The organism is Rhizobium sp. CFBP 8752 (genome assembly GCF_014842035.1).
Lineage (GTDB): Bacteria > Pseudomonadota > Alphaproteobacteria > Rhizobiales > Rhizobiaceae > Neorhizobium > Neorhizobium soli.
In genome coordinates, this window is record NZ_JACYUZ010000001.1 from 1,530,941 (window position 1) to 1,554,265 (window position 23,325).

General features: G+C 61.1%; 20 protein-coding genes and 1 tRNA gene. 16 read left to right on the forward strand and 5 right to left on the reverse strand.

Annotation, left to right across the window (positions count from 1 at the left end):
* Window positions 1-2: 2 nt before the first annotated feature.
* The 4 genes from IFT59_RS07290 (at window position 3) to IFT59_RS07305 (ending at window position 1,948) form a co-directional block, all read left to right on the forward strand.
* Window positions 3-380: a hypothetical protein gene (locus tag IFT59_RS07290; protein WP_192086493.1), complete on the forward strand. Its 378-nt coding sequence runs from the start codon at window positions 3-5 to the stop codon at window positions 378-380.
* Complete coding sequence (locus IFT59_RS07295) at window positions 370-954, forward strand: hypothetical protein (protein ID WP_192086494.1); 585 nt, start codon at window positions 370-372, stop codon at window positions 952-954. The genes IFT59_RS07290 and IFT59_RS07295 overlap by 11 nt, the downstream gene beginning before the upstream one ends.
* A gap of 2 nt (window positions 955-956) precedes the next feature.
* Window positions 957-1,454 (forward strand): hypothetical protein, encoded by a 498-nt coding sequence (locus IFT59_RS07300; RefSeq protein WP_192086495.1) that lies wholly within the window; start codon window positions 957-959, stop codon window positions 1,452-1,454.
* A 62-nt stretch (window positions 1,455-1,516) separates the two neighbouring features.
* Window positions 1,517-1,948: a hypothetical protein gene (locus IFT59_RS07305; protein ID WP_192086496.1), complete on the forward strand. Its 432-nt coding sequence runs from the start codon at window positions 1,517-1,519 to the stop codon at window positions 1,946-1,948.
* A 209-nt stretch (window positions 1,949-2,157) separates the two neighbouring features.
* On the opposite strand, the gene IFT59_RS07310 is transcribed toward IFT59_RS07305, so the two are convergent.
* A tRNA-Lys gene (locus IFT59_RS07310) sits at window positions 2,158-2,233 on the reverse strand.
* 218 nt (window positions 2,234-2,451) lie between these two features.
* Between IFT59_RS07310 and IFT59_RS07315 the strand changes: the two genes are divergently transcribed.
* A complete protein-coding gene (locus tag IFT59_RS07315) occupies window positions 2,452-3,204 on the forward strand; it encodes a cytochrome c biogenesis CcdA family protein (protein ID WP_062456760.1) in 753 nt (250 codons plus the stop codon).
* 43 nt (window positions 3,205-3,247) lie between these two features.
* Window positions 3,248-4,210 (forward strand): AEC family transporter, encoded by a 963-nt coding sequence (locus IFT59_RS07320; protein ID WP_062456763.1) that lies wholly within the window; start codon window positions 3,248-3,250, stop codon window positions 4,208-4,210.
* Here IFT59_RS07320 and IFT59_RS07325 read toward each other — a convergent pair.
* Window positions 4,187-5,389, reverse strand: a complete 1,203-nt coding sequence (locus tag IFT59_RS07325) for a UbiH/UbiF family hydroxylase (protein ID WP_192086497.1) — start codon at window positions 5,387-5,389, stop codon at window positions 4,187-4,189. The genes IFT59_RS07320 and IFT59_RS07325 overlap by 24 nt on opposite strands.
* A gap of 215 nt (window positions 5,390-5,604) precedes the next feature.
* On the opposite strand from IFT59_RS07325, the gene pcsA reads away from it, so the two are divergent.
* From pcsA to IFT59_RS07365, 8 genes are all read left to right on the forward strand, one after another.
* Window positions 5,605-6,333, forward strand: a complete 729-nt coding sequence (gene pcsA / locus IFT59_RS07330) for a phosphatidylcholine synthase (RefSeq protein WP_062456769.1) — start codon at window positions 5,605-5,607, stop codon at window positions 6,331-6,333.
* Between the two features lie 166 nt (window positions 6,334-6,499).
* Complete coding sequence (locus IFT59_RS07335) at window positions 6,500-8,095, forward strand: ATP-binding cassette domain-containing protein (protein WP_192086498.1); 1,596 nt, start codon at window positions 6,500-6,502, stop codon at window positions 8,093-8,095.
* Window positions 8,085-9,170 (forward strand): ABC transporter permease, encoded by a 1,086-nt coding sequence (locus tag IFT59_RS07340; protein WP_192086499.1) that lies wholly within the window; start codon window positions 8,085-8,087, stop codon window positions 9,168-9,170. The genes IFT59_RS07335 and IFT59_RS07340 overlap by 11 nt, the downstream gene beginning before the upstream one ends.
* Window positions 9,170-10,084 carry an ABC transporter permease gene (locus IFT59_RS07345; RefSeq protein ID WP_192086500.1) on the forward strand — a complete coding sequence of 305 codons (915 nt, stop codon included), beginning with the start codon at window positions 9,170-9,172 and terminating at the stop codon, window positions 10,082-10,084. Before IFT59_RS07340 ends, IFT59_RS07345 begins: the two co-directional genes overlap by 1 nt.
* A 45-nt stretch (window positions 10,085-10,129) precedes the next feature.
* A complete protein-coding gene (locus IFT59_RS07350; protein ID WP_092660893.1) occupies window positions 10,130-11,203 on the forward strand; it encodes a BMP family ABC transporter substrate-binding protein in 1,074 nt (357 codons plus the stop codon).
* Between the two features lie 132 nt (window positions 11,204-11,335).
* The gene (glmU, locus tag IFT59_RS07355) at window positions 11,336-12,691 is read left to right on the forward strand and encodes a bifunctional UDP-N-acetylglucosamine diphosphorylase/glucosamine-1-phosphate N-acetyltransferase GlmU (protein ID WP_192086501.1); all 1,356 of its coding nucleotides are present in this window, start codon (window positions 11,336-11,338) and stop codon (window positions 12,689-12,691) included.
* 203 nt (window positions 12,692-12,894) lie between these two features.
* The gene (glmS, locus tag IFT59_RS07360) at window positions 12,895-14,721 is read left to right on the forward strand and encodes a glutamine--fructose-6-phosphate transaminase (isomerizing) (RefSeq protein ID WP_192086502.1); all 1,827 of its coding nucleotides are present in this window, start codon (window positions 12,895-12,897) and stop codon (window positions 14,719-14,721) included.
* A 96-nt stretch (window positions 14,722-14,817) separates the two neighbouring features.
* Window positions 14,818-15,537, forward strand: a complete 720-nt coding sequence (locus IFT59_RS07365) for a DUF502 domain-containing protein (protein WP_092662398.1) — start codon at window positions 14,818-14,820, stop codon at window positions 15,535-15,537.
* Here the strand turns inward: IFT59_RS07365 and recG are convergent.
* A complete protein-coding gene (gene recG, locus IFT59_RS07370) occupies window positions 15,534-17,639 on the reverse strand; it encodes an ATP-dependent DNA helicase RecG (protein ID WP_192086503.1) in 2,106 nt (701 codons plus the stop codon). The two genes, IFT59_RS07365 and recG, sit on opposite strands and share 4 nt — an antisense overlap.
* A 91-nt stretch (window positions 17,640-17,730) precedes the next feature.
* Here recG and IFT59_RS07375 point away from each other — a divergent pair, with 91 nt between their 5' ends.
* Complete coding sequence (locus IFT59_RS07375) at window positions 17,731-18,054, forward strand: FAD assembly factor SdhE (RefSeq protein ID WP_062456798.1); 324 nt, start codon at window positions 17,731-17,733, stop codon at window positions 18,052-18,054.
* On the forward strand, window positions 18,051-21,581 hold the full coding sequence (gene mfd / locus IFT59_RS07380) for a transcription-repair coupling factor (protein ID WP_192086504.1): 3,531 nt from the start codon (window positions 18,051-18,053) through the stop codon (window positions 21,579-21,581). The genes IFT59_RS07375 and mfd overlap by 4 nt, the downstream gene beginning before the upstream one ends.
* A gap of 82 nt (window positions 21,582-21,663) precedes the next feature.
* On the opposite strand, the gene IFT59_RS07385 is transcribed toward mfd, so the two are convergent.
* Together IFT59_RS07385 and IFT59_RS07390 are read right to left on the reverse strand one after the other, a co-directional pair.
* On the reverse strand, window positions 21,664-22,605 hold the full coding sequence (locus IFT59_RS07385; protein WP_062456805.1) for a DMT family transporter: 942 nt from the start codon (window positions 22,603-22,605) through the stop codon (window positions 21,664-21,666).
* 19 nt (window positions 22,606-22,624) lie between these two features.
* Window positions 22,625-23,296, reverse strand: coding sequence for a DsbA family oxidoreductase (locus IFT59_RS07390; RefSeq protein WP_192086505.1), 672 nt, complete (start codon window positions 23,294-23,296; stop codon window positions 22,625-22,627).
* Between the last annotated feature and the right edge of the window lie 29 nt (window positions 23,297-23,325).

Below are 23,325 nucleotides of genomic sequence, written 5' to 3' on the forward strand. Positions count from 1 at the left end.
TCATGTCTCGCGTTTTCAAACGTCGCTTCGAAAATATGTTTGTGTCCGGTGCAGTCGTAGACCTCGCCGTTGGACACACGGCAGCTGCGGAGCGTGCTGTAGAAGCGCTCCGCGCACTGCATCCCGGGCTTCGCGTCGGCGGGCTCCACCGCGACCGCGGTCTTCTCTGGATCGAGGTGGGCTTTGAGACGGCAGTCTATCCAGAGGACATCCTCGAAAGCGTCATGACAATCGTCACGGACGCGAGAACTCTTTCTGCCTGGAGCTGCTCGAAGGACGGTCGCCCCGGTTGGCTTGTCCGCGGCCCCAAGGGGCCGACTGTCCTTTGCCCGGACTGCCAAAAAGCTGCGGGCTTGGAGGTCAAACGTCATGAAGCCTGAGCACATCAAATTGCTTCTGGAGGACTTCCCCGACCTCCTTGGACCTTCGACGGCGATCTCGCATGACATGCCTGATGCATGGCTACCGACGCTTCGCGTGCTGCTCACGCATTTGCGGGCGATCAAATACGGGCGCCGCCCTGGCACCGTCGCATGTGATATCGCGGTACGCGTCATCGGGACGCGTGTGAAGACGTATCCTACCCGGCCGCAGCATGACGAGCTCGACGTCGCGCTGACCGTCGTCGGGCAGTCGAGGACCGCAGTCCGGTCTGAAGTGCGCAACGCTATCGCGGGTTGCCGTATCGCAGACCTGACGCGGCTGCGCGATGTGCACGCACTGGATATCCTCGACGGCGCCGTCACGTATGTCCGCAGCACGATCCGAGCGGGCCACCAGGTGGATGCCAAGGACGTGGTCGTCACGTCTTCATATGAACCAGATGAAGTGCGCTATTTCATGCCGTTATGGGCATTGGAGGCGGTAAGCGGCTGGATCAAGGGCGAGCAGCTCGGCGATTTGACCGAAAGCGAAAAGGCCCGCTATCTCAAGATTTCCAAGTCTGAGGAGTAGCTATGACAGCTAAAGTACAAGACTCAGATATCGTGGAGGCGGCTGCCGAATACCTGTGGTCTGTCTGCGAGCCGGGTAAGCTCGCACCGCTCGCCGTCGTACGCCGAGCCGACCTCGGCGACGCGGACAACGGCGTACTGGTCACCGGGGTCAGGGACAGGCTTGCCAGATTTAGCAATGGCGCGCGCTTGACGTCACACGGGTCGGGCGACGGCTACGAAGCTTTCAGAGATCCGTACAGGGCACTGCTACGCGATCTGATAGACGGATGGCAGAGCGGCCAAATTCAGGGTGGTACAGCACGTTTGATGTCCGGCGCCCGATCGTACGGCGACCTGTACCGCCTCGCTCGTGACCTCGACGTCCAGATCCGGGTCAAGCCAGCCGATATCGCGGCGCGGATCGTCTCCGGAGACCTGACCCCAGCAGCGGGTCAGGCAATCCTGGGAATTGAAGACTCCGATGAAATGAAAGCATTCGTCGAAGCCTGGACCATGTAGGCGTTTCCGCCGGCTGAGTCGGCGACCGTATCATTGACCTCAGGACCCCAGGGGAGAGATCAATGGAACCGCGTTGGACGATGGAGATGGACGAGCAGCTCACGACGATGTGGATTGCCAACGCAAGCAACGACGAGATCAGTCGGGTTGTCGGAAAGCCTGCCTCGGCCGTGATGGCACGCGCTGCACGCCTGAGCCTTGGTCAGAGGGACAAGTCCGTCATCGGCAAGGCGACGGCCGACGGCAAGGTCTACTGGACCGCCGCAGAGGACCGTCAGCTTCTAGAAATGAGGCGGCAGGGCGTGTCGAGTACAAAGATCGGCAAAGCCATGGGACGGGCGAGGGGCGGTGTCCAAAGCCGTCTTCTCAAGCTCGACAACTCGAAACCAAAAGGTCATGCCGAGATAACGGGACTGCGGAACTGCATGCGGTGCAGGGCGAAATTGAGGTCTGAAGGTCGCAATGGTCCGAGGCTTTGCTATACGTGCAATTAGTACGCTGAGATCGCTCGCAGTCAGTATGACTCAAGGGAATCAGGTCTGCATTGGGGCCTTCAATTTTCCTGTGGACAGTGCCTGGATATTGAGCGGTTTTCCGACGCCTGACCCTATGCTGACCCTCGTGTTATTTCTTGATGAGAAGGCTGGTCTTCTCGGAGTTGCCCAAAACCCTTGCAGCGCAGGGCTTTCAGAGGTTTTTTGAATGGTGAGAGCGCAGGGGTTCGAACCCTGGACCTACTGATTAAAAGTCAGTTGCTCTACCAGCTGAGCTACGCTCTCCCTAAAGACTGCCGAGGCATCCTTTGAAAGTGCGCGGAACATATGCAGGTCACTCTTTGCGGTCAACCCCGCTAGCTGTGCAAAATTGCGTTCCTCAACGCTTTTCCCCGGCCGCTTCGCCTGCGCGCAAAAAGGTGACTGGCTTTCCGGGCGCGGCATGCTTAGGTGCAATCGATCCCACGGTGGGACACTGCCGATGAAAACCTGCGGACCAAAACGTGTCGATTGCTGATATCTCTCTTCTGAGTGCCTTGATTGCCGGCGCTCTATCGTTTCTTTCCCCGTGCGTCCTGCCGCTGGTGCCGCCCTACCTGTGCTACATGGCCGGGATTTCCGTCGACCAGTTTCGCGACGGGCATGCGGCCGTGTCGCGGTCAAAGGATACGCGCCGCGCGGTTCTTTTGGCCGCGTTCTTCTTCACGCTCGGTTTCGCGACCGTGTTCGTTGCGCTTGGCGCCGGTGCGTCGACGATCGGTGTTCTTCTCCGGCAGCATCTCGACCTGCTCTCCAAGATCGGCGGCGTGATCATCATCATCATGGGCCTGAATTTCCTCGGCGTGTTCCGCATTGGCCTGCTTGCGCGCGAGGCGCGGTTTCATGGCGGTGGACAGCCGGCGACGCTGTCTGGCGCCTACGTGATGGGGCTGGCTTTCGCGTTCGGCTGGACGCCGTGCATCGGTCCCGTTCTCGGCGCGATCCTCGGTGTCGCCGCGTCGCGCGATACGGTGGGCGAGGGCGCCATGCTGCTCGCAATCTATTCGCTCGGTCTCGCCGTGCCGTTCTGGATCGCTGCCGGGTTCTCCGGTGCCTTCATGCGGTTCCTCACCCGCTTTCGACGGCATCTCGGTCACGTCGAGAAGGCGATGGGCGTGTTGCTGATCCTGACGGGTCTTGCTTTCATCTTCGGTTTCGTGACGTCAGCCGCGATCTGGTTCCAGCAGACCTTTCCAATCCTGATGCAAATCGGCTAACGGAACGACCTCAAGGACAACCGCGGTAAGGATTAAAGGCGGCATGGGCGACATTATCGGCTTGCTGCTACCGTTTTTCGGACTGATCCTGATCGGCTACGTGGCCGCAAAGGTCACCAAACAACCTGCCGAGGCGCTTGGATGGATGAACACGTTCATCATCTATGCGGCACTTCCTGCGCTGTTCTTCAAGCTCGTCTCGCGCACGCCGATGGAGCAACTGGCGCGGGTCGACTTCATTCTTGGCGAGATCTTCGCGACCTATCTGATCTTCACGGTGGTGTTCCTGATCGGGTTCCTGATCCGCAAGACGTCATTCGAGGACTGCACGATCCAGGCGTTTGCCGGCGCTTACGGCAACATCGGATATATGGGGCCGGGGCTTGCACTGCTCGCTTTCGGCGAAGCTGCGGCCGTTCCGGTGGCGCTGATCGTCTGCTTCGAGAACGCCGCCCATTTCATCGTGGCACCCGCCATGATGGCGGCAGCCGGCGGCGACGGTCGATCACCGCTGGCGGTGGCGGGCGATATCGCCCGCAAGGTTCTGCTGCACCCGTTCATCATCTCGACAGCTGTCGGCTTTGCATTCGCCGCGATGGCGTGGCAGCCGGCCGAGCCGGTGCAGCGGCTTGTCGATTATCTGGCGCAAGCGGCAGCGCCCTGCGCGCTCTTTGCAATGGGGGTGACACTGGCGCTGCGGCCGGTGCGGCGTGTTCCGGCCGAGATCGGCTATATCGCCGTCTTCAAGCTGATCGTACTGCCACTGACGACGTTTTCGGTCCTGTCGCTGATCGGTGGTTTCGAACCGGTCTGGATCTACTCGGCGACGCTGCTGTCAGCCCTGCCGACAGCCACCAATGTCTTCGTCATCAGCCAGCAATATGGCGTCTGGCAGGAGCGCGCATCGGCGAGCATCCTGATTATCACGCTGGCGTCTGTCTTCACCCTGCCAGCGATCCTCTATCTCATCCATTCCGGTTTTCTATCTGCGGGCTTGCTTCCTTAGGCCCGAAAAGATTTCGCGTAGTCCGCGGCCCGGTTCGATCCCCTCCCGCATCATCAGATTGCGTAACGGCGGGGCGTTTTTCAAGACCTGCAGACCGCCCGCCCGCAGCATCTGGACGGGCAAGAAGTCCGACAGAAGGGAGCGGTTGAGGAGATCGACACCGAAGGTGCGGGTCATGATATCGGGGCGGCGGCTCCGGTTGAAACGATCGCCGATATCCGCGCCAATCGGTCTGTCCGGTTCGTCCGTCACCAGATCGCTCAGCGTGATGATGTCACGCAGCGAGAGGTTGAGGCCTTGGGCGCCGATCGGGGGGAAGGCATGCGCGGCTTCGCCGACAAGTGCGACACGGCCCTTGCCGAACCGGTCTGCCATCAGGCTCGAAAGCGGCCAGGCCTGCGGGCCGGCTTCGACGGTCACCTTTCCAAGCATCGACTGCATGCGGTCTTCGACGAGCTGCGACAGCTGGTCGAGATCGGTCGCCATCAACCGCTCGGCTTCTTCGGGCCTCACAACCCAGACGAGGCTGGAGCGGGAACCGGGTAGGGGAACCTGCGTGAACGGTCCGGTTTCGGTATGGAACTCCGTCGAAACGTTGTGATGCGGCACCGTATGGGCAAAGTTCATCACCAGGGCAGACTGCGGGTAGGACCAGCGGCGGACGTCTATTCCGGCGGCCTCGCGCGTGCTCGACTTTCGCCCATCCGAGCCGATGACCAGATCAACGGACATCGACGAGCCGTCCGACAAGGTGAGGCTGGCGCGATCACCGTAGAAATCAAACGCGTCGACCTGATGGGTGAACCGGGTCACGTTCGGCTCAAGGTCGATCGCCTTTTCCAGCGCCGGAGACAGAGCGTTGTTGGGAATGTTGTAGCCGAATGCGTAAAGGCCGACATCCTGTGCGCGAAACTGGGTGGTGGGCGCGCGCAGCAGCCGCGTCGTGCCGTCGATGATCTGCATGATCGACAGCGGTGCTGCCGAGGGTGCGATGATATCCCATAGGCCCAGTCGATCCAGCAGGCGGATGGATTGATCCATCAGCGCGGTCGTGCGCCCATCGTCTCGCTCGGATGCCGGCGAAATGAGCGCGACTTTGCGGCCGGCTCGACCAAAAGCCAGCGCCGCTACCGATCCTGTCAGGCCGCCGCCAACGACGGCAATTTCGAACTCGTGCATCTGTCACCTCCGGAGCCATTCGCTCTCACCGTATTTATAGAGTGCTGGCCGTAATTCCAGCCGTAGCAGCGTCAGATTCGGCACGCGCTGCCCACGAGGGATCGAGAGAAATCCTGGTTTTCCCGGTCATAATCAGGTGTGCGCCGGCATGCGCAGTTGCAAACGGGGACAATTGGCCGCATATCTCGCAGGCTTCACGGAAAGGCGGGGGACGCGTGTTCAGGCGACTATTCAATTATCGGAACGTCCCTTACGCGGAAATCCGGGCTTTCTCCGTGCATCTCCTGACGGCGTCAGGCTCCTTCCTGGCATTCCTCGGTGTCGTCGCTGCGGCAGAACATCGATTTGTCGACATGTTCTGGTGGCTCGGGCTGGCACTTCTGGTTGACGGGATCGACGGGCCGATCGCTCGCAAGGTGCATGTGAAGGAAGTCCTTCCGAACTGGTCGGGCGATACGCTCGACAATATCATTGATTACGTGACTTACGTTCTCCTGCCGGCCTTTGCGCTTTATCAAAGTGGAATGATCGGCGAACCCTGGTCATTCGTTGCGGCCGGCGCCATCGTCGTTTCGAGTGCGATCTATTATGCCGACATGGGCATGAAGACCGACGAGTATTTCTTCTCCGGTTTCCCGGTCGTCTGGAACATGGTGGTACTGACGCTGTTCGTCATCGATGCCAGTGCGACGACGGCCATGATCGTGGTCTCCGTATCCGTGGTTGCCACTTTCCTGCCGATCAATTTCCTCCATCCCGTCCGCGTCAAGCGCCTGCGGCCGCTCAATCTCGGGATCTGCCTGCTCTGGTGCGCGCTCGCCGGCTACTCGCTGCTCCTGCATTTCCAGTCGCCGGACTGGCTCGTCTGGGGCGTCGTGATCAGCAGTCTTTATCTGTATTGCATCGGCGGCATAATGCAGCTTTTTCCAGGTCTAGGAAAATAGCTGCGTTTTTTCGCAACGCGTCTCTTTGCTGTTGTGCAAGGCAACAAAAACGGTATCAATATCAACCCAGTATCCGGTCAGACCGGACGGGTTCAGCATTTGAAATAACTGCGACGCGGAAATACCGGCACTCAAGACCGGGCGCGCGGGTGAACGAGGGGACGTCGTGACTTTTTCCGAGAGCGAGCAGGCTGCTTCGCTTTTGTCGGTCCGTGGACTGACGAAGCTGTTCGGCGATTTTGCTGCGTGCAGTGGTATCGATCTCGATATCGCGCCGGGTGAAATCCATGCGCTGCTCGGCGAAAACGGTGCCGGCAAATCCACTCTCGTAAAAATGCTGTTCGGCGTGCTTCAGCCATCGGGCGGGCAGATTGTCTGGCAGGGGAACCCGGTGACGATTGGTTCGCCTGGGGAAGCCCGGCAGCTCGGCATCGGCATGGTGTTTCAGCACTTCTCGCTGTTCGAAGCGCTGACGGTTGCCGAAAACATTGCCTTGTCTCTCGATCCGAAAACGCCGCTTGCCAAGATCGCCGAAGAGGCTGCCTCGCTTTCCAAGGCGTACGGACTGCCGCTTGATCCTTATGCGCATGTGGCAGACCTTTCGGTCGGTGAACGCCAGCGGATCGAGATCGTGCGGGCTCTCCTCCAGAACCCGAAGCTGATCATTCTCGACGAGCCGACCTCCGTGCTCACGCCGCAGGAAGCGGACCGGTTGTTCGAGACGCTCTTCAAGCTGAAGGCCGAGGGCCGCTCGGTGCTTTATATCAGCCACCGGCTGGAAGAAGTGCGTCGCATCTGCGACCGCGCCACCGTGCTTCGCCACGGCAAGGTGACCGGCGCCTGCGATCCGAGGCAGGAGACGCCAGCGTCACTTGCCCGGATGATGGTGGGGACGGAAGTTGCCGCGGTGCATCGGGACGAGACGGTGGCGCTTGGCGACATTCAGCTCGATGTCACCGATTTGACAGTGAGGGCGCGCTCGCCATTCGCGGTCAGTCTCAAGAACATTTCTATGCGCGTTAGGGCGGGCGAAATCCTCGCGATTGCGGGCATTGCTGGCAATGGTCAGAGCGAGCTTTTTGATGCGCTGTCTGGCGAGTATCCGGTTGCCGATGACGACAGGATCAAGATCCGCGGCAAGGCGGTGGGGCGCACCGGCATCAACGGGCGGCGGTTGCTCGGGGCGAGTTTCGTGCCCGAGGAGCGGCATGGTCATGCTGCCGTACCCGGCATGTCGTTGACCGACAATCTGCTTCTGGCGCGCAGCCAGCCGGACCGCAAGGCATTTTTGTCGGGCGGTCTGGCGTCGATCGTGCGTTCCGGTGCGATCCGCTCTGCCACCAAACGCATCTGCCAGCAGATGGACGTGCGCAAGAGTGGAGAGGATCCGCTGGCCGGTTCGCTTTCGGGAGGCAATCTGCAGAAATTCGTCGTGGGGCGCGAACTCGATCGGCAGCCTTCGATCATGATCGTCAACCAGCCGACCTGGGGCGTCGATGCCGGTGCTGCGAGCCGCATCCGTCAGGCGCTGATCGATCTCGCGAAATCCGGCTCCGCCGTCGTCGTGATCAGCCAGGACCTTGATGAGATTTTCGAGGTGGCAACCAATATCGCTGTTATCTCGGAGGGCAAATTGTCGGAGCCGCATCCGGTCGGCAGCCTGTCGCTGGAGCGGATCGGGTTGATGATGGGTGGCATCCACGAGAGCCATTCGATCCCTGACGCCATGCCGTCCTCACCGGAGGCAGCGCATGCGCATTGAACTGCAAAAACGTGCCCGCGTCTCGACCCTGTTTTCGGTTCTCTCGCCGCTTCTGGCGCTGGTGCTGACACTGATCGGCGGGGCGATCCTGTTCTGGGCGCTCGGCAAGAACCCGGGCTCGGCGCTCTACAGCTTCTTCATCGAGCCGCTTCTCGAAGTCTGGTCGCTGCATGAACTGGCCGTCAAGGCCGCGCCGCTGATCCTGATCGCGGTCGGGCTTTCGATCTGTTACCGCTCGAACAACTGGAATATCGGCGCCGAGGGCCAGTTCACGATCGGGGCGATCACGGGCTCGATCCTGCCGGTTCTCTATCCCGAGTGGCATTCGCCGATGATCCTGCCGCTGATGCTTCTGATGGGCATTGCCGGCGGCGCGCTCTACGCGGGCATTCCCGCACTTTTGAAGACGCGTTTCAACACCAACGAAATCCTGACCAGCCTGATGCTGGTCTATATCGCGCAGCTGTTTCTCGACTGGCTGGTCCGCGGCCCTTGGCGTGACCCGCAGGGCTATAATTTTCCACAGACGAAGAGCTTCCAGATAGAAGCGGTGCTGCCGGAAATGCTGGCCTCCGGCCGGGCCCATTGGGGCTTTGCCTTCGCGATCATTGCCGCGGTGGCGCTCTGGTTCATGATGCGCTTCATGCTGAAGGGTTTCGAGGTTCAGGTGCTTGGGCAGTCGGAACGGGCAGGGCGTTTTGCCGGCTTTTCGGCACGGCGCATGGTGTGGTTCTCGATGCTCGTCTCCGGCGGACTTGCCGGGCTTGCGGGGATCTCGGAAGTATCCGGTTCGATCGGTCACGTGCAGCCGTCGATTTCGCCCGGATACGGTTTCACCGCGATCATCGTCGCGTTTCTGGGGCGTCTCAATCCGCTCGGAATCATCGCGTCGGGTCTGGTTCTGGCGCTCACCTATCTCGGTGGTGAGGCAGCCCAGCTTTCGATCGGGATTTCAGACAAGGTCAGCCGCGTCTTCCAGGGACTACTGCTGTTCTTCGTGCTGTCTTGCGATACGCTGATCCATTACCGCATCCGGCTGATTTTTGCCGGCGGCCAGGCGGAGGCGAAGGGCTGATGTTCGAGGCGATCCTTCTGACCGTTATCACTGCCGCAACACCGCTCGTCATCGCGGCTCTCGGCGAACTTGTCACCGAGCGTGCGGGCGTTCTCAACCTCGGCGTCGAAGGCATGATGATCATGGGCGCCGTCTGCGCCTTCGCGGCGACGCAGATAACCGGTTCGCCCTATATCGGCATCGTCGCCGGCATTGTCGGCGGCGGGCTGTTTTCGCTGCTGTTCGGGTTCCTGACGCTGACGTTGGTGGCAAACCAGGTGGCGACGGGGCTGGCGCTCACGATCCTCGGTCTCGGCATTTCCGGCCAGCTCGGCGAGAGCTTTGTCGGTCAGCCGGGCATCAAGCTGCAGCCGATCGTCATTCCGCTTCTGTCCGATATTCCCTTCGTCGGCCGCGTTCTCTTCGCGCAGGATCTGACCTTTTATCTGTCGATCGCGCTCGTCATCGGCATCAACTGGTTCCTGTTCAAGAGCCGTCGCGGCCTGAAGCTTCGCGCGATCGGCGACAACCACGGGTCGGCGCACGCGCTCGGCATCAACGTCATCCGCACACGCTATCTGGCGGTTATGTTCGGTGGCGCCTGTGCGGGTCTTGCCGGCGCGCAGCTGTCGCTTGTCTATACGCCGCAGTGGGTGGAAAACATGTCGGCCGGACGCGGCTGGATTGCGCTTGCGCTCGTCGTCTTTGCTTCATGGCGGCCGTGGCGGGTTCTGGCCGGCGGCTATCTCTTCGGGGCCGTCACGATCGGGCAGCTGCATGCGCAGGCGTTCGGTATCGGCATTCCGTCCCAGGTTCTGTCCGCACTTCCTTACGTGGCGACTATTGTCGTCCTCATCATCATCTCGCATAATCGTCGCACGACGCTCATCAATACGCCGGCTTCGCTCGGAAAGGCATTCGTCCCCGATCGGTGACCGCGGTAAGCACACCCCGTCTTCAAGCCAATAGAGGTTTAGGAAATGAAGAAACTGATTATCGCCCTAGCCGCGTCGGCCGCCCTTCTGGGTGGTTTCTCGACCGGCGCGCAGGCCCAGGAAAAGAAGAAGGTCTGCTTCATCTATGTCGGTTCCAAGACCGATGGCGGCTGGACCCAGGCACATGATCGCGGCCGTATCGAGCTAGAAAAGGCACTTGGCGACAAGATCGAGACGCCGTTCCTCGAAAGCGTGCCGGAAGGTCCGGATGCCGAACGTGCGATCGAGCGCATGGCCCGCTCCGGTTGCGCGATCGTCTACACGACATCGTTCGGCTTCATGGATGCGACCGTGAAGGTTGCCGCCAAGTTCCCGAACGTGAAGTTCGAACATGCGACCGGCTTCAAGGCTGGTCCGAACCTCGCGACCTACAATTCGCGCTTCTACGAAGGCCGCTACATCCAGGGCCAGATCGCTGCGAAGATGTCGAAGAAGGGCGTTGCCGGCTACATCGCATCCTTCCCGATCCCGGAAGTGGTGATGGGCATCAACGCTTTCGAACTCGGTGCAAAGTCGGTCAATCCTGACTTCAAGCTCAAGGTCGTATGGGCGAACACCTGGTTCGACCCGGGCAAGGAAGCCGATGCTGCCAAGGCTCTGGTCGACCAGGGCGTCGATATCCTGACCCAGCACACCGACACGACGGCACCGATGCAGGTTGCAGCCGAACGCGGCATTTTCGCATTCGGTCAGGCGTCCGACATGATCGCCGCCGGTCCGAAGACGCAGCTGACTGCGATCGTCGATACCTGGGGCGCCTATTACATCAAGCGCACCAAGGCACTTCTCGACGGCTCCTGGAAGTCCGAGCAGATCTGGGACGGCCTGAAGGACGGTATCCTGACGATGGCGCCCTACACCAATATGCCTGACGACGTGAAGGCGATGGCCGAAGAGACCGAAGCCAAGATCAAGTCCGGCGAACTGCATCCGTTCACCGGCCCGATCAACAAGCAGGACGGTTCCGAGTGGCTGAAGGCCGGCGAAAAGGCCGAGGACGGCGTTCTGCTCGGCATGAACTTCTACATCCAGGGCGTGGACGACAAGCTTCCGAAGTGAGCTCGTCTATAAGCTGAATTTCAAAGGGCGCCTTCATCGGCGCCCTTTTTGTTTCTGATGGACATATGCCGTTTATCGCCCTTCAAGACACTTGCTGCTACACAGGCGGCGATCGCCGAAGGAGATTCTGAAATGAGCCGTTCCTGCCTTGCCGTCATTCTTGCCGCTGGCGACAGTACGAGAATGAAATCGTCCATGTCGAAAGTGCTGCATCCGGTCGCCGGGCGGCCGATGATCGCGCATGTGATGGCAGCGGTCGCTTCGGCCGGCATGACGGACGCAGCACTTGTGGTCGGCCGCGACGCAGACAAGGTTGCCAAGGCAGGAGCAATCGGCGGGATATCGGTCAAAGCTTTCCTGCAGACGGAGCGGCTTGGCACCGGACACGCAGTTCTCGCGGCGCGTGACGCGATCGCGGAAGGTTTGGACGACGTTCTGGTGGCCTATGCCGACGTTCCGTTGATCACCGCTGCCCCGTTCATGGCCGCTCGGGCTGAGTTGCAGAATGGCGCCGATGTCGTGGTCATCGGCTTCCACACGGACAAGCCGACCGGCTACGGTCGTCTTCTGGTGGAGAATGGTGAGCTTGTCGCCATCCGCGAGGAGAAGGATGCGACTGACGAGGAACGCAAGGTCACCTGGTGCAATAGCGGCCTGATGGCAATCAACGGTGCCAAGGCTTTGGCCCTGCTCGAACAGATCGGCAATGCCAATGCCAAGGGCGAGTACTACCTGACGGATCTCGTGGAGATCGCCCGGGCGAACGGCGGCAAGGTCGTTGCCGTGGATGCGCCCGAAACGGAACTGACGGGCTGCAACAACCGGGCGGAACTGGCTTACATCGAGCGCCTGTGGCAGGAGCGTCGCCGACATGAACTGATGGTGTCCGGTGTCACCATGATTGCGCCGGAAACCGTTTTCCTGGCCTATGATACGCAGATCGGACAGGACGCGCTGATCGAGCCGAATGTGGTGTTCGGGCCGGGCGTGACGATCGATAGCGGTGCGGTCATCCACGCGTTTTCCCATATCGAAGGTGCGCATGTCAGTTCGGGTGCGACAGTCGGGCCATTCGCGCGTCTTCGCCCGGGTGCTGATCTCGCCGAGGGCTCGAAGGTCGGCAATTTCTGCGAGGTGAAGAACGGCAAGGTCGGCGAGGGCGCCAAGGTGAACCACCTCACCTATATCGGCGATGCGGTCATCGGCGCGCATGCCAATATCGGCGCCGGCACGATCACCTGCAACTATGACGGCGTCAACAAGCATGAGACCCGGATCGGCGCGAACAGCTTCATCGGGTCGAATTCGTCATTGGTTGCGCCGGTGTCGATCGGTGACGGGGCTTATGTCGCGTCAGGCAGTGTGATTACCGAGGATGTGCCTGATGATGCGCTGGCCCTTGGTCGCGCCCGGCAGGAAGTGAAGCCGGGCCGCGCGAAGGTCATTCGCGAGCGGGCGCTGGCGATAAAGGCATCGAAGGCGAAGTAGCCGTCCGGGGCTACATTGAAGACGGATGGATCCGTCGCTGCGGGAGGGGCAAGAACTGCTTCGAACAGGCCGCAGCGGCAGGTCCGACCCATTAAGGATTTCGCGTTACTGTTCGACATCGAAAGTGACCGCGCCGGTGATTGCACGGCGGGGGCAATCGGCTAGGACTTCGCGATCGAACGATAAGAATTGGAGAGGCCTATATGTGCGGGATTGTCGGGATCGTGGGCCATGAGCCGGTAGCGACGCGTCTGGTCGAGGCGTTGCGGCGGCTGGAATACCGCGGCTATGATTCCGCCGGCGTCGCCACCATCCACGAGGGCAAGCTCGATCGCCGCCGCGCCGAGGGCAAGCTGTTCAATCTCGAAAAGAAGCTCGATGGCGAGCCGCTGCCGGGCACGATCGGGATTGCCCATACCCGCTGGGCGACGCATGGCGTGCCGAACGAGACGAACGCGCATCCGCATTTCGTCGACGGAGTCGCGGTTGTTCATAACGGCATCATCGAGAATTTCTCCGAACTCAAGGACGCACTGATCGCCGACGGGGCTGTGTTCACCAGCCAGACGGATACGGAAGTCGTGGCGCATCTTCTGGCGCATTACACGCGCGAAGGCCTGGGGCACCGCGAAGCGATGCTTGCCATGCTCAACCGCGTTTCCGGCGCCTATGCGCTGGTCGTGATGTTCGAGGACGAGCCCGGCACGATCTTTTCGGCGCGATTCGGACCGCCGCTCGCCGTCGGTCATGGTCGGGGAGAGATGTTCTTAGGATCGGACGCAATTGCGCTTTCGCCCTTTACCAACGAGATCACCTATCTGGTCGATGGCGACTGCGCCATCATCACCCACGATCGTCTCGATGTCATCGACTACGAAGGCCGGCCGGTTACCCGCAAGAGCCAGATTTCGCAGGCCGCGACCTTCATGGTCGACAAGGGCAACCACCGCCACTTCATGGAGAAGGAGATCTACGAGCAGCCGGAGATCATCTCCCATGCGCTTGCCCATTACATCGACTTTGCCACCAACACGGTGAAGCCGACGGATACGGCGATTGATTTCTCGACGGTGTCCGGTCTCGCGATCTCCGCCTGCGGTACGGCCTATCTGTCCGGTCTTATCGGCAAATACTGGTTCGAGCGGTACGCTCGCCTTCCCGTCGAGATCGACGTCGCCTCGGAATTCCGCTACCGCGAACTGCCGCTGTCGCCCAGCCAGGCGGCGCTGTTCATCTCGCAGTCCGGCGAGACAGCCGATACACTCGCATCCCTGCGCTACTGCAAGGATCAGGGGCTCAAGATCGGGGCCATCGTCAATGTCCGCGAATCGACGATCGCGCGCGAATCGGATGCAGTGTTTCCAATTCTCGCAGGACCGGAGATAGGTGTCGCCTCGACCAAGGCGTTCACCTGCCAGCTCGCGGTTCTGGCGGCTCTTTCGATCGGCGCCGGTCGCGTCCGCGGGACAGTGACGGAGAGCGACGAGAAGGCGATGGTAAAGCACTTAGCCGAGATGCCGCGAATCATGAGCCGGGTATTGAACGATATCCAGCCGCAGATCGAGGCGCTTTCGCGTGAACTTTCGCGCTTCAAGGATGTGCTCTATCTCGGGCGCGGCACGAGCTATCCGCTCGCACTCGAAGGTGCTCTCAAACTGAAGGAAATTTCCTACATTCATGCGGAAGGCTACGCAGCCGGCGAGTTGAAGCACGGACCGATTGCTCTGATCGACGAGCACATGCCCGTCATCGTCATTGCGCCGCATGACCGGTTCTTCGAAAAGACCGTGTCGAACATGCAGGAAGTGGCGGCCCGCGGCGGCAAGATCATCTTCATTACCGACGAAAAGGGCGCTGCGGCCTCGAAGCTTCCGACGATGGCGACGATCGTGCTGCCGAACGTGGACGAAATCATTTCGCCGATGATTTTTTCGCTGCCGATCCAGCTGCTTGCCTACCACACGGCGGTGTTTATGGGCACCGATGTGGATCAGCCACGCAACCTTGCGAAATCCGTCACTGTGGAGTGATCGGGCAGGGGTCGCTTTCCCTTGCATCGCAGCAATCCATCTTGCATTGTCGCATTGTATGAATGCGGCAATCGACGTCTCACTTAAGGAATTTTCATGAGCGACAGTCCAGAGCGCCTATCGCTGGCCGGTCGGCTCAGAAACAACTTCCTCACCGGCCTGATCATATGCGCGCCATTGGCGATCACCATATGGCTGACCTTCACGTTTATCGACTGGGCAGATAGCTGGGTAACGCCCTACATTCCGCAGCGTTACGACCCCCAATATTACTTCGACGTAACGATTCCCGGCACTGGTCTGCTGCTGGCGATGGTGATGATCACCATCATCGGCTTTCTCGGCCGGAACCTGATCGGTCGCTCGATCGTCAGTTTCGGTGAGTCGATCCTCAACCAGATGCCGCTTATCCGGACCATCTACAAGAGCGTCAAACAGATCCTCGAGACGGTTCTGAAGGAACAGTCCACGTCGTTCAAGAAATGCGGCATGGTCGAATTTCCGACACCCGGCACCTGGGTGCTCGTGTTTATTGCCGGCGATGCACAGGGCGAGATTGCCGAGAAGCTCAACGCAGACGGCGAGGAGATGGTGGCGGTGTTCATGCCACCGACGCCTGTTCCGACGGCAGGTTTCCTGATGTTCGTGCGCAAAAGCCAGATCATCATGCTCGACATGACGCCGGAAGAAGGCGCTAAACTGTTGATCTCGGGCGGCCTCATTTCTCCGACCTATACGCCGAAGCCGGGCGAGGTTCCGATCCTGCCGGCACCGCAGGACATGCCCACCGTTACCACGCCTCCGACAGCACCTTAGCCGGCGCGTAGGAAGCGGATCGCTTCGTCGCGTCTATGCAGGTACAGCAGCGCGCGTACGGCCTCGCCGCGTTCACTTGTGAGGTCGGGATCGCGATCCAGGAGGTAGGTCGCGTCCTTGCGGGCGATCTCGAGAAGATCCGCGTGTGCTTCGAGGCTTGCGATCTTGAACCCTGGCGTGCCTGACTGGCGGGTGCCGAGGAGCTCTCCCTCGCCACGCAGTTTCAGGTCTTCCTCGGCGATCAGAAATCCGTCCTCGCTGTCGCGAAGAATCGACAGGCGGGCATGGCCTGTCTCGCTGAGTGGTCCCTTGTAGAGAAGAATGCAGGTTGAGGCTTCGTCTCCACGCCCTACACGTCCGCGCAACTGGTGGAGCTGCGCTAGACCAAACCGCTCTGCATGTTCGATCACCATGATCGTTGCATCGGGCACATCGACGCCGACCTCGACAACCGTGGTTGCCACAAGCAGGCGGATCTCGCCGTTCTTGAAAGCGCTCATGACGGCGTCTTTTTCCGGTCCGGCCATTCGGCCATGCACGAGGCCGACATTACCGGCACCGAGTTCGCGGGCCAGCACCGCATAGCGCTCCTCGGCCGACATCAGTTCGGAGACATCCGATTCCTCGACGAGCGGGCAGATCCAGTAGGCCTTCTTGCCCTCAGCGACGGCGCTTCGCAGGCGGCCTACGACGTCGCCGATCCGTTCGGTCGGGATCGTCACGGTCTGGATTGGCTTTCTGCCAGCCGGCTTTTCGGTCAGCTTGGACACATCCATATCGCCGAAGGCTGCCAGCACCAGTGTGCGCGGGATGGGCGTCGCGGTCATGACAAGCATATGCGGGGAGATGCCCTTGGCGGTCAGACGCAGACGCTGATGAACGCCGAACCGATGCTGCTCGTCGACGACCGCGAGCATCAGGCTGTGATAGCTGACGGTGTCCTGGAACAGCGCGTGGGTGCCGATGACGATCTGGGCCTCGCCCGAGGCGATCCGCTCGACGATGGCTTCGCGTTCGCGACCCTTGGTGCGGCCGGTCAGAAGTTCGACCGTGACGCCGGCGGCACCGGCCAGTTTCGAGATGGTCGAGAAATGCTGGCGGGCGAGGATTTCGGTCGGTGCCATCAGCACGGCCTGGCCGCCGGCTTCGACGGCGGCGGCCATCGCCAGCAGGGCCACCAGCGTCTTGCCGGCACCGACATCGCCCTGCAACAGCCGCAGCATGCGGTCTTCGCCTGCCATATCCTTGGTGATATCCTCGACGGAGGATTTCTGGCTCGGCGTCAGCGAAAACGGCAGTGCGGCGACGAGCCGGGCGGCAAGCTCGCCCTTTACCCGGATCGGCTGTCCCGGCACTTTGCGGATCTTCTGGCGCACCAGTGCCAGCGACACCTGGCCTGCAAGGAACTCGTCATAGGCCAAGCGGCGGCGTGCCTTGGACTGGGGATCGATATCCGTTTCGTCCCGCGGATCGTGCAGTTCCTGAAAGGCTTCCGTTACGGTAGGAAAGCCCTCACGCTGCGTGAGGCTCAAATCCGCCCATTCCGGGAACTGGGGCAGGCGCGCGATTGCAGCTTCAATCGTCCGGCGGAATGTCTTCGAAGAGAGGCCCGCGGTCATAGGATAGACTGGTTCCACAAGCGGCAGGTTTTCGGCTTCCGATACCTTCACCATGAAATCCGGATGGATCATCGAGGCGCGGCCGTTGAACCAGTCGACCTTGCCGCTGACCATGACCTGTTCGTCGACCGGAAGCGTCTTGTGCAGCCAGTCTCCCTTTGCGCGGAAAAAGGTGAGGGCGAGTTCGCCCGTCTCGTCGTGCAGAAAAACCCGGTAGGGCTGGTTGGTTCTGGCCGGTGGAGGTTGATGCCGGTCGACGCGTCCCTCGATGGTGACGATCGCCCCTTGCGGCGCGAGCGCAATGCCCGGACGGTTGCGGCGGTCGATCAGCGAATAGGGCGCGTGGAACAGGATATCGACGACCCGGCAGTCTTCCGCATCCTCACGTCCGGCGACACGCGCGATCAGGTCGGCGATCTTCGGGCCAACGCCGGGCAGCGATGAGACGGAGGCAAACAGCGGATCGAGTATGGCAGGACGCATGGTTGGCTAAATGGCGCAAGTTTTGCCCATTTGGCAAGGTGACGCGAGCCGAAAACAATCCTATATGAACCGCAAAACAGGGACTTGGCTTATGACTGGATTGGCACGCACCAGCGCGGATCTCGACCCCCGTCGCCGACGTATTCTCTATCGCTGCTGGCATCGCGGTATTCGCGAGATGGATCTCGTGTTCGGCAGCTTCGCCGAGGCGGAGATTTCCAACCTCTCCGATACGGAACTGGACGAGTTTGAAGTGATCATGGATGAGCAGGACCACGACCTGCACGCCTGGATCACCGGCGCTATGGCGCTGCCCGAGGAGCGCAATACGCCTCTCTTTGCGCGTATCGCCGCCTACAAGCCGGATTTTGATCCCGTGACCAGAGAGTCGTTGCAAGAGAAACTCGGCCAATGATTTCTGGATTCAACGCGAAAAAGATCGCGGCCTCATCGACGCCGTTGACCATCGGCAGCGTGCCGCCCGGCACCGAAGCGCTTGTTTTGGCGGAACTGGCGCGGGCCGGACAGTCGGTTGCCTATGTTCTTTCGGACGGTCAGCGGATGCCGGATCTGGAGCAGATCTTGTCCTTCGTCGCGCCAGAAATTCCGGTTCTCTCGCTGCCGGCCTGGGACTGTCTGCCATATGACCGCGTTTCGCCGAGTGCCGATGTCTCCGCGCGGAGACTGACGGCCCTGTCCGGGCTGATCGCGCATGCCAAGAAGCCGCATCCGGCGATCGTGCTCGTGACCGTCAATGCGATGTTGCAGAAGATCGCGCCTGCGTCGGTGATCGAAAGCCTCGCGTTTTCGGCCAAGCCCGGCAACGTGATCCGCATGGATGACATCGCGGCGCGGCTTGAGCGCAACGGCTTCGACCGCGTCTCCACGGTGCGCGAAGTCGGCGAATTTGCGGTGCGCGGCGGTATTCTCGATGTGTTCGTTCCCGGAACGGAAGAGCCGGTGCGGCTCGATTTCTTCGGCGATACGCTGGAAACGATCCGGTCGTTCGATCCGGCAAGCCAGCGCACGACAGGTCAGGCCCGCTCGCTCGATCTCAACCCGATGAGCGAAGTGACGCTGACGCCCGACACGATCAGCCGCTTCCGCACGAATTACCTTTCGCTGTTCGGCGCTGCCAACCGTGACGACGCGCTCTATCAGGCCGTGTCCGAGGGTCGTCGTTATGCGGGCATGGAACACTGGTTGCCGCTGTTTTACGAGAAGCTCGAGACCGCGTTCGACTATCTGAGCGGCTTCCGCATTGTCACCGATCACAATGCGCGCGAGGCGGCAACGGAACGCGCGAAGCTGGTCACCGACTATTTCGAGGCACGCCGCGATCAAGCGAGCCTGGGCAAGGGAGCGACCGCGCAGGCAACGCCCTACAAGCCGGTCTCGCCCGGCCAGCTTTATCTCGACGGCAAGTCGTTTGCGGAAACGCTCGATGAGGTCGCGGCCATCAGGCTTACGCCCTTCAACGAGATGGATTCGGCTGGCCGGCCTGTTCTGACGCTGGATGCCCATACAGGACCGCGCTGGGCGAAAAGCCAGGCGGAGACCGGGTCCGAGACCCAGGAGCACGATTCCGATAGTGACGTTCGCGTCAATATTTTCGATCTTGTCGTCAAGCACATCGCCGACAAGCGCGCTGAAGGCACGAAGGTTCTGATCACGGGCTGGTCTGCCGGCTCGCTCGACCGCCTGCTGCAGGTGCTGGACGAACGCGGCCTGAAGCGCATCAAGCCGATTGAAAAGCTGTCGGACCTTCAGAAGCTTGAAAAAGGCGAGGCGGCGTCCGCCGTGATGAGCCTGGAGGCGGGGTTCGAGACCGGCGATATCGCCGTGATCGGCGAGCAGGATATTCTTGGCGACCGCATGGTTCGTCGCGGCAAGCGCCGCAAGCGTGGAGCCGATTTCCTCACCGAAGTTGCGGGTCTCGACGAAGGGTCGCTTGTCGTCCACGCCGAACACGGTATCGGCAAGTTTGTCGGCCTGATCACGATCGAGGCCGCCGGCGCGCCGCGTGCCTGCCTGGAACTGCATTACGCGGATCAGGCGAAGCTTTTCCTGCCGGTCGAAAACATCGACCTTCTCTCCCGCTACGGGTCGGATGCAGCGGAAGCCAATCTCGACAAGCTCGGTGGCGGTGCCTGGCAGGCCCGCAAGGCCAAGCTCAAGAAGCGCCTGCTCGACATGGCGGGCGACCTCATCCGCATCGCTGCCACACGCATGGTGCGCCGTGCACCGGTTCTGGCAACGCCGGAAGGGCTCTACGACGAGTTCGCCGCCCGTTTCCCCTATGACGAGACGGAAGACCAAGCAACGGCGATCGAGGCCGTGCGGGACGATCTGGCCGCGGGACGGCCGATGGATCGCCTCGTCTGCGGCGACGTTGGTTTCGGCAAGACAGAAGTGGCGTTGCGCGCAGCCTTCTTTGCCGCGATGAACGGCGCCCAGGTTGCGGTTGTCGTTCCGACGACCCTGCTGGCACGCCAGCATTTCAAGACGTTTACCAACCGCTTCCGCGGGCTGCCGATCCGGATTGCACAGGCCTCGCGTCTTGTGCCGGCAAAGGAACTGGCGCTGACGAAGAAGGAATTGTCCGAGGGCAAGGTCGATATCGTCGTCGGCACCCATGCGCTGCTCGGCAACAGCATCCAGTTCGCGAACTTGAGCCTGCTGATCATCGACGAGGAGCAGCATTTCGGGGTCAAGCACAAGGAACGGCTTAAGGACATGAAGACCGACGTGCATGTGCTGACGCTGTCTGCGACGCCGATCCCGCGGACGCTGCAGTTGGCCATGACGGGCGTTCGCGAACTGTCGCTGATCACCACGCCGCCGGTCGACCGCATGGCGGTGCGGACATTTATCTCGCCGTTTGATCCGCTCGTCATCCGCGAGACACTGATGCGAGAGCATTACCGCGGCGGCCAGAGTTTCTACGTCTGCCCGCGCCTGGCGGATCTTGCCGATATCCAGGCATTCCTGCAGTCGGACGTGCCGGAACTCAAGGTCGCGGTTGCGCATGGCCAGATGGCTGCCGGCGAGCTGGAGGACATCATGAATGCCTTCTACGACGGCAAGTATGATGTGCTTCTCTCGACCACGATCGTCGAATCCGGTCTCGACGTGCCGACTGCGAATACACTGATCGTGCACCGGGCCGACATGTTCGGACTGGCGCAGCTCTATCAGCTGCGTGGCCGCGTTGGGCGCTCGAAGGTTCGGGCGTTCGCGCTGTTCACGCTGCCAGTCAACAAGACGCTCACCCAGATGGCGGACCGTCGCCTCAAGGTGCTGCAGTCGCTCGATACGTTGGGCGCCGGTTTCCAGCTGGCAAGCCACGACCTCGACATCCGCGGCGCCGGCAATCTTCTCGGCGAGGAGCAGTCTGGTCACATCAAGGAAGTCGGTTTCGAGCTTTACCAGCAGATGCTGGAAGAGGCGGTTGCGGAGGTGAAGGGTGAGGACGACGTCGTCGATACGGGCTGGTCGCCACAGATCTCCGTCGGCATCACCACGATGATCCCGGAGAACTACGTGCCGGATCTGCATCTGCGCATGGGTCTCTATCGCCGCCTTGGCGAAGTCCAGGAACTGTCGGAGATCGACGGGTTCGGCGCGGAAATGATCGATCGGTTCGGGCCGATGCCGCCCGAAGTGCAGAACCTGCTCAAGGTCGTCTATATCAAGACACTGTGCCGCAAGGCGAATGTCGAGAAGGTCGATGCCGGTCCGAAGGGCGTGGTCATCGTCTTCCGCGACAAGCAGTTCCCCAACCCGGCGGCGCTGGTCGGCTATATCGCCAAGCAGGGATCGCTTGCGAAGATCAGGCCGGACCAGAGCATCTTCCTCAACCGCGACCTGCCGACGCCGACGAAGCGTCTGACGGCTGCAGCCCAGGTGATGACGCAGTTTGCGGAACTGGCGAAGACCTGAAGCGTCTCGTCGCTCCGACGACAAACAAAAGGCCGGTGAGCAGAGTTCACCGGCCTTTTTCGTTCAATCGATACTGTGGCTTTCAGGGCTTCGTGTCTGGCGCCTCCGGCGCCATCACCGCTGCGGCTTGCGTATCCGAGCCAAGGGCCGGCGGGAGTGGCGTGCCGCGGACGCGTTCGCGAATAAGGGTCAGCATGCCCGAGCCGATGATCAGGATGATGCCGATCACCATCGGCAGGTCGATATGGTCGCCGAAGACCAGGTAGCCGAACAGCACTGCCCAGATCATTTGGCTATATTGCGTCGGACCGATCAGGGTCGCGGGTGCATAGGCGGCTGCATACATGACCAGGATCGCGCCGAGTGCTGCCAGAAGCCCGTAGCCGGCCAGCCAGAGCCACTGGATTGCCGTCGGTGCCTGGAAGCCGGGCAGGGCAAGCGCGCCGCACACGACGAGCGTTCCGAGCACGCCGGCCCCGTAGAGCGATATGTTCTTCTCTGATGGTCCCATGGCCCTGAACACGACGATCGAGATGGCTCCGCTCAAGCCGCCGAAGACGGCGCCGAGATGGCCGATCGAGAGTTCGCGAAATCCGGGGCGGAGCACGATCATGACGCCGACAAAGCCGATGACGACCGCGGCCCAGCGCCTGTATCCGACCTGTTCCTTGAGGAAGATGACCGACATGATGGTGACGAAGGACGGAAGAAGAAAGATCAGCGCGAACGCTTCGGCCATCGACAGATGGGTGAAGGCAGTGACGCTGCCGATCGTGCCGCCGGCCTGCGCCACAAATCGCAGGATCCAGAGCGATCTGTTGGTGGTGTTGAAGATATCCGTCCAGCGGTCGCCCTTCTTCATGAGGAAGGGAAGACCGACGAGGCAGAAGACCGCGCCGAGGAACGAGGATTGATAGGGGCTCAGCTGGCCCTCGATCAATTTGACGCTGGCGTCGCTCCATGCATAGGCGGCGAAGGCCGCAAAGGCGATGAGGACACCCTTGAGGGTCTGGTCTTTCTGCACAAAGATGACTTTCAGAGAGCTAGATCATGCCCTTGCGAGCTTCGGCTTTGAGCTGGGCGATTTCGCGTAAAGCGTTGGCGAGAACATCCGGCATCTGGGCACCGCTCACCGCATACTGTCCATCGATGATGAAGAACGGCACGCCGTTGACGCCCATCTTCTGCGCAGCGTCGATCTCGGCAAGGACCGTGTCCTTATCGGCGTCACCTGCCAGAAGGTTCTCGACGACCGTGCGATCCATACCGGCTTCGACGGCGATGTCTGCGAGAACCGCGTGGTCCCCGACAACGCGCCCCTGCTCGAAATTCGCCTTGAACAGCGCGGTCACAACGCGATCCTGAACCTCGCGGCCTTCCACCATCGCCCACTGAAGTAGACGGTGGGCATCGAGCGTGTTCGAGCCGACCGTGATCGCGTCGAAATTGAATGCGATGCCGACTTCCTGGCCCAGCTGAGTGAGCGCCCCGTGCGCGCGGGCGACCGTTTCGCTGCCGCCGAGCTTTGCTTCGAGAAAGGCCTTGTGGTCCACACCCTCAGGCGGAATGTCCGGGTTGAGGCGATAGGGGCGCCAGTTCAGGTCGACGCCGATCTCGTCCTGAACTTCGGCGATTGCCAGCTCGAGCCGCGCCTTGCCCAGATAGCACCAGGGGCACACGACGTCGGAGACAATATCTACGGTGATGCGCTCCATCGGCGTTCTCTTTCCAATCAGGTTTGGCT

Coding starts and splice junctions, on each gene's coding strand:
- IFT59_RS07290 (WP_192086493.1), top strand. CDS start 3: ATGTCTCGCGTTTTCAAACGTCGCTTCGAAAATATGTTTGTGTCCGGT.
- IFT59_RS07295 (WP_192086494.1), top strand. CDS start 370: ATGAAGCCTGAGCACATCAAATTGCTTCTGGAGGACTTCCCCGACCTC.
- IFT59_RS07300 (WP_192086495.1), top strand. CDS start 957: ATGACAGCTAAAGTACAAGACTCAGATATCGTGGAGGCGGCTGCCGAA.
- IFT59_RS07305 (WP_192086496.1), top strand. CDS start 1,517: ATGGAACCGCGTTGGACGATGGAGATGGACGAGCAGCTCACGACGATG.
- IFT59_RS07320 (WP_062456763.1), top strand. CDS start 3,248: ATGGGCGACATTATCGGCTTGCTGCTACCGTTTTTCGGACTGATCCTG.
- IFT59_RS07325 (WP_192086497.1), bottom strand. CDS start 5,389: ATGCACGAGTTCGAAATTGCCGTCGTTGGCGGCGGCCTGACAGGATCG.
- IFT59_RS07340 (WP_192086499.1), top strand. CDS start 8,085: ATGCGCATTGAACTGCAAAAACGTGCCCGCGTCTCGACCCTGTTTTCG.
- IFT59_RS07345 (WP_192086500.1), top strand. CDS start 9,170: ATGTTCGAGGCGATCCTTCTGACCGTTATCACTGCCGCAACACCGCTC.
- IFT59_RS07350 (WP_092660893.1), top strand. CDS start 10,130: ATGAAGAAACTGATTATCGCCCTAGCCGCGTCGGCCGCCCTTCTGGGT.
- glmU (WP_192086501.1), top strand. CDS start 11,336: ATGAGCCGTTCCTGCCTTGCCGTCATTCTTGCCGCTGGCGACAGTACG.
- glmS (WP_192086502.1), top strand. CDS start 12,895: ATGTGCGGGATTGTCGGGATCGTGGGCCATGAGCCGGTAGCGACGCGT.
- IFT59_RS07365 (WP_092662398.1), top strand. CDS start 14,818: ATGAGCGACAGTCCAGAGCGCCTATCGCTGGCCGGTCGGCTCAGAAAC.
- recG (WP_192086503.1), bottom strand. CDS start 17,639: ATGCGTCCTGCCATACTCGATCCGCTGTTTGCCTCCGTCTCATCGCTG.
- IFT59_RS07375 (WP_062456798.1), top strand. CDS start 17,731: ATGACTGGATTGGCACGCACCAGCGCGGATCTCGACCCCCGTCGCCGA.
- mfd (WP_192086504.1), top strand. CDS start 18,051: ATGATTTCTGGATTCAACGCGAAAAAGATCGCGGCCTCATCGACGCCG.
- IFT59_RS07390 (WP_192086505.1), bottom strand. CDS start 23,296: ATGGAGCGCATCACCGTAGATATTGTCTCCGACGTCGTGTGCCCCTGG.